The sequence below is a fragment of the Clostridium muellerianum genome (assembly GCF_012926525.1).
Lineage (GTDB): Bacteria > Bacillota > Clostridia > Clostridiales > Clostridiaceae > Clostridium_AM > Clostridium_AM muellerianum.
This window is the reverse complement of the sequence record NZ_JABBNI010000033.1, coordinates 18,066-28,386: the sequence shown is the minus strand read 5'-3', so window position 1 is coordinate 28,386 and position 10,321 is coordinate 18,066. Positions and strand designations below refer to the sequence as shown.

6 protein-coding genes are annotated in these 10,321 nt (G+C 29.2%); all 6 read right to left on the bottom strand.

All coding sequences use genetic code 11. The features are described 5' to 3' along the window. Positions 1 to 5: 5 nt before the first annotated feature. On the bottom strand, positions 6 to 968 hold the full coding sequence (locus HBE96_RS15810) for an ankyrin repeat domain-containing protein (protein WP_169298704.1): 963 nt from the start codon (positions 966 to 968) through the stop codon (positions 6 to 8). Between the two features lie 2 nt (positions 969 to 970). Beyond that, entirely contained in the window at positions 971 to 2,494 is a 1,524-nt protein-coding gene (locus HBE96_RS15805; RefSeq protein WP_169298703.1) for a Tle-like phospholipase domain-containing protein, read from the bottom strand. 26 nt (positions 2,495 to 2,520) lie between these two features. After that, positions 2,521 to 2,841, bottom strand: a complete 321-nt coding sequence (locus HBE96_RS15800) for a hypothetical protein (protein WP_169298702.1) — start codon at positions 2,839 to 2,841, stop codon at positions 2,521 to 2,523. A gap of 85 nt (positions 2,842 to 2,926) precedes the next feature. After that, entirely contained in the window at positions 2,927 to 3,292 is a 366-nt protein-coding gene (locus HBE96_RS15795; protein WP_169298701.1) for a hypothetical protein, read from the bottom strand. A gap of 210 nt (positions 3,293 to 3,502) precedes the next feature. Further along, complete coding sequence (locus HBE96_RS15790) at positions 3,503 to 5,851, bottom strand: YhgE/Pip domain-containing protein (protein ID WP_169298700.1); 2,349 nt, start codon at positions 5,849 to 5,851, stop codon at positions 3,503 to 3,505. 39 nt (positions 5,852 to 5,890) lie between these two features. Beyond that, positions 5,891 to 10,318 carry a type VII secretion protein EssC gene (gene essC, locus HBE96_RS15785; protein ID WP_169298699.1) on the bottom strand — a complete coding sequence of 1,476 codons (4,428 nt, stop codon included), beginning with the start codon at positions 10,316 to 10,318 and terminating at the stop codon, positions 5,891 to 5,893. Between the last annotated feature and the right edge of the window lie 3 nt (positions 10,319 to 10,321).

The window sequence follows — 10,321 nt, the reverse complement described above, 5'->3', positions numbered from 1 at the left end:
CAGCCCTAATATTTCTTTATATATTCTTCCCAGGTATCTGGATAAAGTTTTTTAATCTGTGATAACTTATTTTTAGGAATCTTAGTGTTCCAATAATTTACTCCTTGATTGGCAAATTCCTTAACAATTTCCATCTTCATTTTGTATTCTTTTGATCCCAGTTCAGGAATCCAATACCTTAATGAATCGACTGGATAAAATTTATCATTCGGATTATCATCAGACATTGTAACAGCTTCTGACCTATGATATGACTCATTTACTTTTGCTTTTTTCTCTACAATGAGATAATATGCATATTCCACAGTTTTAGTATCACCTGTTCCATATTGCAAAGCATTAATTGCTGCAGTATATCCATTTTTGGTTTTGCAATTAATATCAGCTCCAGCTTCAACTAAAGCTTTTGTTTTCTCAATTCCACATCCAATTGAATTCATTAATGGACTTTCTCCGGGATCAAATACTGTTTTTACAAAGCCAGGCTTATTTTCTTTCATATTATTTTTATTTGGATTAGCACCATACTTTAACAATAGCTTTACATATTTAGCATCCTTTTTATAATCATTATCTATCCAAGAATAGCCTGCTGCTGTAAAAAGTGGCGTTTCTCCAGTATTTGTTGATGCTATATTGGGATCTGCACCACACTTTAATAATTCTTCTGCTGATTTATACCTTTCTGTACCCACTGACCATAATAATAAGGTCACACCATATTTTGGATCTTGATAATTTAATAATTTAGGATTATCTTTCACTATCTTTTCTATAGTTTTAGTTTTTTCATCTCTTACTGCTAGTGCTAATTCCCATGCTGAAGTATCTTTATAAATCCCTACATTATACATCTTATTTCCCTCCTCATCACTTTTATTGCTTCTTTCCCTAAACAAATAATATGAACCTAAAGAACAAGCTATAATAATTAAAATTGATACAATAAAAAAATTTTTTTTACCCATAATTAATTTTCTCCTTTACCTTGTTCCTTTTGCTCTTCTTCATTTATTGAAGCTTTTACTGCTGGCATTAAGTGGTTGGCAACTGCATTGTCCCACATATGTCCAGGATTGTAATCCCTATTATGATATTGTTCTGGTAAATAAACTGCCTTATCTATTGGTTTTACTATCTTACTATCAAAGTCATTTATAACTTCACCTTTCACAATATATGAAGTCATATTCCCTTTATATCCTGCTTTTTCTTTGCTTAATCCATTAGCCTTTATATTAACTGCTGCTGGATTAAACACTATGCAATTTTGATTCGTTTTTATTGCATTGGCAGCAGCTTCTGCTCCACCTTTTGAATGCCCAACAAATGTTATATTTGCATCAGGATGACCTTGTACAAACTGATCTGCAAACTTTATTGATAATTTCATATCATCTGACGCTCCAACAACTTGTTGAGCATTATTCTTCCAATCCTTTTTCCAATATTTAACAAAATCTCTAGAACCTCTATTAACCAATGCATATTCTACTTCTCCATTAGGTTTGATTCTTTTATATACCCCTATTTTTACGCTATACTTTCCTGGATCTGGTTCTTTAACATAATCTAATTTCCATCCACCAAGTAATTCATCTTTTTTTGCTTCTTCAACGGTTTTAGTAAAATAAATATGATCTGCTAACTCTGCTGCTTCTTCTAATGTAGGTCCTTGAACACTATCAAGTAATTTCTTGCATTCATCTTCACCTAAAACAATTTTTGCATATTCTAGCATTTGTTTTTCTTCTGTTGTTAACTTTCCTGGATCTTTCAGCATTAATTCTATTACTTTATTCTTATCTACTTGTCCATTTTCTGAAATAATGGACATACCTCTAATATGGGATATTCCTTCAGTTATTCCTGATATTTTTGAAAATACTGAGCATATATTATCTTCCATATCTCTTACGCCATTACAATATTCATTAAAGGAAGCTTTAAAATCTGTCAAACTTTCTGTTTGATTTCTTAGTGAATTTTGTAAATTGAGAACATCACCTGCAATCGGAAACGTTGTAAAACTTAGGCTGTTTACCAAACTTAGTATTTCTACAAATTTAGAATTCATATTTCTATAATAATCGTTTGTACATTCATCAATATTGTTGTTTATTGGAAATTGCCCTCCATATTGAAGTGAAATAATTCCTGAATCGTCATTTGTAAGAGCTACTCCGCCTCCACTTCTTTTTATGCAGGCTTCAAAATTCTCACTTCTTTTCTTCAATTGAATTGCTCTTGGCTTTTCTTGACTTTCTAAAGCATTTTTCGTATACTTCATTTTTTCTATTAAATTTGTGTAAAATTCCTGCTTTTTAATATGATTTTCCATAAACTTATCTTTTGCTTCACCTGACCAACCTTGGTCAGTAAGTTCTTTAATTGCCTTATTGATATTTTCTTTTTGTTCTTCTAAATCCTTTATTGTATTTCCATATTCCCTTATTGTCGCAGTTAATTCACCTATGTCTAAACTAAAGTCCATTTTTATCCCTCCTATTCCTTGTAGTATTAATCATCTTTGCTATGATACTCAATATCCTCTATTATCATTGCATTTTTTTGAGATTCTAATTGTTGAATTTTAACTTCACACCTTTTACCTAACATAGGTAGTGACTTTGTCACATCCTTATTTAACTTTTTTTCTTCAGACATTAATCCTGCCATATTAACACAAGAAAATGTTGTCATACAATTCACTGCCAGTCTTTGTAACTCTATTGACACAGAAAAATTTGTACTATTTGCATTAGAAAATAAACCTTTAATTTCTTTTATTTTAAATATATCACTTGTACACCTTGAAATATCATTACATCTACAGCTCATGTTCTCGCTTCCTCTCTATATGTTATTTCTGTTTTTATTTAAATTGTAATTTAAACTAAAACATCATATTATATTAATTACTTACTTATTTTTCTTGCTTAGCAACTGTGCTTGCAGCTACTTCAATTCCTCCTATAGCTGGTCCCAAAATAGCTTCTGTTATACTATGTGCTAAACTAGAATCCAGACCAAACATAGAAATTTTTGCACTTCTTAAATCATTAATTTCTTCCTGTAACTCTTGTGTCATTTTGAGAAAATTTGCTTTAAGTACGTTAGCACTAAGTATAAATGCAGTTCCTCCATCTCCTAACCACTTTTTCTTCAAATTAGTATTTGCTTTATCAAAATTATTGTTTGTTTTAATTAAGTTATTTTTATAACTTGTTAATTTTGAAATTTCATTATCAAAAATTTGTTTATTTAATTTAATTTCTTTTCCTTGAGCCATTTTCTATTTTCCTCCTTATCAACTTTAACCATGATTTCAATTGAACCCTAATTATATTAAAATTTTAAATTGAAAAATTCTGTGACTATTTGCTATTAGTCAAAAATTTTTACTTAATAGCAGCCAATTAATAGCAAATCCTATATAAGTAATACATTTATACTATGTCTCTTATATAGGATTTATTAATCTACTTATTTAAATTAGGTTTTATTTTCTCTTATGAATGAACATTGCAAGTCTTAACATAACATATGCAATCAAAGTTGAAACTGCTGCTGCTTTAAGTTCATTATTGTCATCTTGCTGTGGTTCAACTATATTTCCTCCTAGTGATTTATTTTGAACTACAAATACAGGTTTTGTAATAAATCTATACAAATCTGAATTTTCCACAGTTCCTAATCTTGAATTTCCTAATACACTTACTAAAGAATCCAATCTTTCTTTATTAGAATCTGCTGTTCTCTTCTTCATTGCTTTGGCATTCTGTAATCCACTTGCCAATTTACCTTTAGACGCTTCAATTCCTTTATTTAAATCTCCCATCATCGCAGTGACATGGTCATTGGATTGCTTTCTAACTTCATCTTCTACCTTATTGTATTCATCTATCTTTTTTGTCACTTTATTGTTGAGATTTTCATTAGATTTATCATATTTTTCTAAAAGCTCAAATATTTCTTTATCGTCTTCTACTTTTGCGGGTGTTTTATCAATACTATTTGCATGACTTATAAGTCTATTAAATTGGGTCATATAGTCTTTATTAAATACCTCTACTACATCTTTAACCGTAATTGGACCTGCATTTTCTACAACTTTTTCCACTTCTTTTTGTATTTTTCCTTTTATACCGTTCACATTTTTTTCGTTATTAGTTTTAATTGTAGAAATCAACTGTTTTTTATTTGATCCATCTACTGAAGCTTTTATTTCATTAATAAGGCTATCTCTTATCTTCAATCTTTCACTTAATGGTTTATCTTTATCTTGACCAAAGATACCTTCAAGATATTTATAGTCTTCATCATTCATAACATATTTTGCTGATGATGATATTTTATTTAAATCAGTGTTAGCCTTATTTAAATTACTAATTATGTCATTTATACTCTTAACATTTGCATCATTTTCATCAATACTTTTATAATTATTCCTTCTTGATGCTATGAAGTTTCCATTCTTTTCACCAATTCCTTTAACTATATGTTCTTTTAATTCATCGGAATCTTTGAATGAATTATCATTTTTTGAATCCACTGATGGATTTTTTAATATTTTACTGTAATCAATATCGTTATTTTTCACTGTCTGATTGTACACATCATCAAAAACTTCCGGATGAGTTTCTTTTAATTTACTTATCATTTGTCCATATAATACATATTCTTCATTAAGTGATTGTGTTTTAGGATCATTTTGATTTTTTATGTCTTTTTTCAAGTTATCCAAACCACTTATAGCATTATTTTTTATAATGTCAGAATTTGAATCTGCTTTTTCTTGTATGTCTTTAAGTTTCTCATCAGATTTTTTAATAGCACTGCTTCCTTTTTCATTTACCTTTAATAAAGTTTGTTTTTCATACTTATCTACTAAACCATCTATTTTACCCTTATCTTTAGTTAAATCCTCTAGATATGAATTAACATCAGATACATTTACATCATAGTTATTTATTAGCCCACTGTAATTATACTTATATCTACCAGAAAACTTGTCCGCTATCTGATCTTTATCCATTTGCTTTAATCTATCTGAGAAGGTTTTAACTCCTGTATCTTTATTTATCAAGACATCCACAAATTCCTTTTTAATACCATCTAATTCTGCTTCTTTAGGTAACATTTTAGTTCTATACTTTTTATCAACTTCATCTATTACTTTTCTATTTTCATCAAAATCTTTATTTAAATCTAAATTACTAAATTTAATATCTTTTTTTTCTAAAGTAGTTAACTTAATTGATGCTAGTATATCTGAATCATTTATAGAATTAAGTGTATCTAGGTCAGCAGCATCATCTTTTAATATGTCTGATGCATAATCTTGCCCATCGTGTAATTCAGCAAATATACCTGATAAATACATATAACTTAGCTTACTGTTTAAATTTTTTTCAAAGTCACTTATTTTACCTGATACTATAAGTTTGTTTTCCTTAGTTAATTTAACATTGGGTTGATAGTAAATTTTAACCTTTGATGGTGTAATTTCATTTATTGAGGTTATATTTTTAGAGAAGTTTCCGGGAACTACAATCATAGCTCCATATTTACCACTTTCTACTCCCTTTATAGCAGCTTCTATATCTGTTATTTCATATCCATTATCTAAAGACTTAAAAAAATCTAATGCATAATTGACCTTTTTATCCTTATAACTTGTCCCTTGATCCTGATTTACCACTGCAATCTTAGTTGATTCTTTACTTTGTTGTTGTTGCTCAGTTAGAAAAGTCCTTTGTTGTACCTGTCTTCCAACATAAAATGAAGTGGTTGACGCTGCAATGGCAGTGCTCATAATAATAATTGCTGGTAATATTTTTCCTTTCAAATTTTATTTTCCCCTCCTTCAATTTATTTCTTATATTATTTATTTCACTTTAGGCATTTTAATCAACTGCGTCCTACCTTTGCTATACATATACCCTAAGTCTGAAGCTATTTGTGGACTCTTGGTGTAATTTGGAATTACAGTTTGATCATTTGGATTACCTAAAATAATTGCATCTATAGATTTTTTAAATATTTTAGTTACCTCATCATATCCTTTAAGACCATTTCCTTGAACGCTAGCTATAAATGTGATACCTACGCTACTTGCTTCTTCTATTATTTCCTTTACAGGTAAGTCCTTGATTAAATTTATTTCCACTGTGAAATTATCACAATCATCTATTAATACCATAATAGGATTTAATGAAGCATAATACATTTTTGGCATCAATCCTGGTTCTTCTGCTCTACGTTTATCAAATTCATCTTTTCTTTCATCAATTATTTCCTTCATCTTATGCAAAAATTCCCTTTGTTCATCTTGTGATGTAACATATCCATTAACTTCATTTTTATATGGATAAAGCTCTCCACTTTTAGAATCAAATACATAAGTTTCTGTATCTTTTCTTAATGAAAGCATTATTTTTAGAACATTTGTCTTACCAGTTTGAGTACCTCCTATTACTAATTTAAATCCTCCGTCTAATTCAATAAATTGAGTGCCTACATTTTCTGCATCTAATCCAACTGGTATTTTATTTTTATATTTTCTTTCATCTGCAAATTCTTTAAGCTTGCTGATTGTAAGAATTTCTGGCAGCATTCTTATACCTTCTACTCTGTCACCAGTATATAGATCCTTCATTTTTCCTACCATTGTTAATATTTTATTTGCATATTCTAACTCATTTTGAAAATCAACTCCACAGTAGACCTGCATTATATTAACATTTTCTAGTTTAACCATAGCTCTTCCCGGTATATCTGGTAATGTATAGTTACCCTTTCCGATAATAGTTCTAGCTTCAGTTTCATCAAACAAATAATGTGCTATTTTATTTTTAAAGTTATTTAATACAGCAAATTTAATTGCATTCTGGCGAGAAGCTGTTGCTATAGTGAATATTCCTATACCAGCTCCATCTCTAGTTATTTTCATAATGAAGTCTTCTGCTTCCATTCCAAATTCCTTTATTACATCATAATTATCTATTATGATAAATAAAGCTGGTAATTTTTCATCACTTACCTCATTGTACATGGTAAAATTAGCCACACTTGCTTCACCTAAAAGCCTTTTTCTCTTCTTTGCTTCCTGATTTATTATCTTGCACATTTTTTGGAATTTAACAAAATCATCAAATTTAATATAATCTCTTGTGTGAGGCAGCTCTTTCATTGGTATTAATCCTGAATTACCAAAGTCCAATACGAAAAATTGCAAATTTTGTGGAGAATTTTTAACTGCCAATGATAACATAATTGTTGTCAATGTTGTAGTTTTTCCAAATCCAGCTGATGAAAATATAACAAAGTTTCCATTCTTTGAAAAATTTAATTTATATTCATCTTGTGATTGGTTTTCTGGTATGTCTACAACACCAATACTAACATTAGTATCTAGTTCTTTAAATTCTGCTGCGTCAACTATATTATCTTCATCAATATGAGGCGAAGTAATTTTAGTTTCTAATGGTGGTAACCATGGTTTTTTCACCTCTGTCAATTGTAAGCTGCTAAATAATTTATTTATATAATCAACAGTTACATCCAGTTCTGTTGCCTTAAGATTTAAATCTTCAGCACCACCACTTAAGTCACTATTTAAAAGCTGACCTTGTCCTATATGATTAATAAGATATACTCTATCATCTATTGAATCATCATCCTCATGATCTTCATAAGTAGCCCCACTCCAAGCAGATTGAAATAATTCATAAATTTCGTTATTTCCTACCTGCAAATATGCTCGTCCAGGTTCAGTTATTCTTGCTGCATCTGGTGTTTTTATAATTTCATTACTATCTGATTCATTTTGAACCTTTAATGCCAATTTAAATTTTGAGTTACTCCATATTTGATCATCAACTACACCTGATGGCTTTTGCGTTGCCAGTATTAAATGAATTCCTAAACTTCTTCCAATACGAGCAGCACTAACTAACTCCCTCATGAAATCTGGTTGTTCTTTTTTTAATTCTGCAAATTCATCGGAAATTAAAAATAAATGAGGCATTGGCTCTTTAGCTTCGCCATTTTTAAATAGCTTATTATATTGATTAATATGATTTACTTCATATTCATTAAATATCTGCTGTCTTCTTGCTAATTCACTCTTTATTGATGCCATAGCTCTCATACTTTCAGAACCATCTAGGTTAGTAATTGTGCCTAGCAAATGGGGTAAATTTTTAAATAAACTAGCCATACCTCCACCTTTATAGTCAATTAACAAAAACCCAACCTCATAAGGGTGAAAATTTACCGCTAAAGATAAAATATATGATTGCACTATTTCACTTTTTCCTGATCCTGTAGTACCTGCTATAAGTCCATGAGGTCCATGAGCCTTTTCATGAAGGTTTAAATATACATAGTCATTTTTTCCTCTTACACCTAAAGGAACAGCTAAAGTTTTATATGCTTGATTCTTCATCCATAAATTTTCTATTCCTAGTTCTTTAGGGTTATTGACATTGTACATTTCAAAAAATGTTATACTCTCTGGAATTTGATTTCTCATTCCTTTAACATGTTTTAAACAAGCTAATCTTCTAGATAAATTATCTAACTCTACATCTACATGATTGAGTTTAACTTTTTTATTTACTAGAACTCCTTCATTTATTACAAGGGTTCCAGATTCATAATTGTCAATTTTTAATATTGTTTTAATGTTTTCAGGTAAATTAGCCTTAAACTGGCTTGTGTATATTATTGAAAAATCTAATTTAGAATCATATTTTTGTAAATGTTCCATTATAGAATGATTTAATATTAAACTTGGTTCATCAATAACAAATAGATAATATGGTGTAAATCTTATTTTGTCCTGGTTTTCATTACCTTTTATTTCTCTATCCTTTAGTATTTTAGAAACACTGCTAAGTACTTGATCCCTCACTACCTCTGTATCTATGAGACCTCTAACATTTATGGCACTTATTTTAAAATGAGGATACCATCTTAACCACTCAAAGTCTTCCCTATATTTTTCATTATGTATTAATATTATTTCCAGATCATTATAGCTTTGAAATACTGTGAGCTCCGCAAATATAAGATTTAGTTGCTCATGTACGTATTTCTTCTCTCCCACTAATCCAAAGTGTGCCTTTTTTAAGTCAATAGCAATTGGCATATCTTTCACCATGCTAAACTCATTGTAAACTTCATTTACTTCATCTAGTAATTCATCTTTTTCAAGTTGTATAGACTCATTAGAGAACTTCATCTCATAACTTGCTTCTATATCAGCATTTCCTATTGCTATACTTAAAAAATCTTCATCAGTATATGTACGTTCATATATTCTGCTGCTATAGAATTCTGTCATTTTATCTATTTGCTTTAATGTAGGATTGTGATAATTTAAAGCTTCCATTTGCTCTTTTCTTAAGCTGTCTAATCTTTTTCTAAGCTTTAACAGATATTTATCATAAACTTCTTTTCTAAGCTTATTTTTTCTTTTATCCTCTTCTTTATCACTTATATAAGAAGTTATGGAAAATACGGCACTCATTCCCATTGCAGCAATGCTCATGACAATATATATTCCTCTAGGACTAACCATGCTTATAATAACAGTTATAATTAACATTACTATTGGTGGCACTATAATTCTTGCCAGCTGTCCTTTTCTTCTTTCCCCTTTGCTTGGTGGATTTTTAACATCTACTGTTTCAGTTGGACACTCTTTAATTATTCTAGGGGATCTTTTGTACTCAGGAAAACCTTCAAATTTTATTTCTTCTAAATCCATAGTGTGAAGAGAAGTTTCATATGACGCTGCGTCTCCTTCAATAGATAATGTATCTTTGTGATAACCAATCTTAATTCTATCAATTAAGATTAAATCATCTTCCCTTAAAATAATTATATTTTCTCTTGCTAACTTTCCATTCACATAAATCTCTTGTTCTGTAAGTCTATATAATCTATCTTTTTCTAATCTTAACTTTAATTCTTTAGTAGTTTTTAAATAAATACTGCTGTCTTTTGAGTTTCCAATAGTAATAAAACTCTTTCTCTTTATTGATACTTTCTTTCTATCATTTATAAAATAAACAATTGATAAATTTTTTTTATCACTAACCACATACTTTTCATAGGGTTTTAATTCTATCTGTTTTTCTTCAATATTTAATATAGCTATATTATTTTCATTACAGCAAGTTAGGCTTCCAATATTTTCTTCTTTAGTTCCTATTTTAAACTGTTTTGAAATATATATTTTTTTATCACATGGAATCTCCCTTACCATATCATCTTCAAAAAATAATACACTGTTTCGATAATACATTTT

Excerpts from the sequence above, each read along its gene's own strand:
- HBE96_RS15805 (WP_169298703.1), bottom strand. The coding sequence starts at position 2,494 with ATGGACTTTAGTTTAGACATAGGTGAATTAACTGCGACAATAAGGGAA.
- HBE96_RS15810 (WP_169298704.1), bottom strand. The coding sequence starts at position 968 with ATGGGTAAAAAAAATTTTTTTATTGTATCAATTTTAATTATTATAGCT.
- essC (WP_169298699.1), bottom strand. The coding sequence starts at position 10,318 with ATGTATTATCGAAACAGTGTATTATTTTTTGAAGATGATATGGTAAGG.
- HBE96_RS15800 (WP_169298702.1), bottom strand. The coding sequence starts at position 2,841 with ATGAGCTGTAGATGTAATGATATTTCAAGGTGTACAAGTGATATATTT.
- HBE96_RS15795 (WP_169298701.1), bottom strand. The coding sequence starts at position 3,292 with ATGGCTCAAGGAAAAGAAATTAAATTAAATAAACAAATTTTTGATAAT.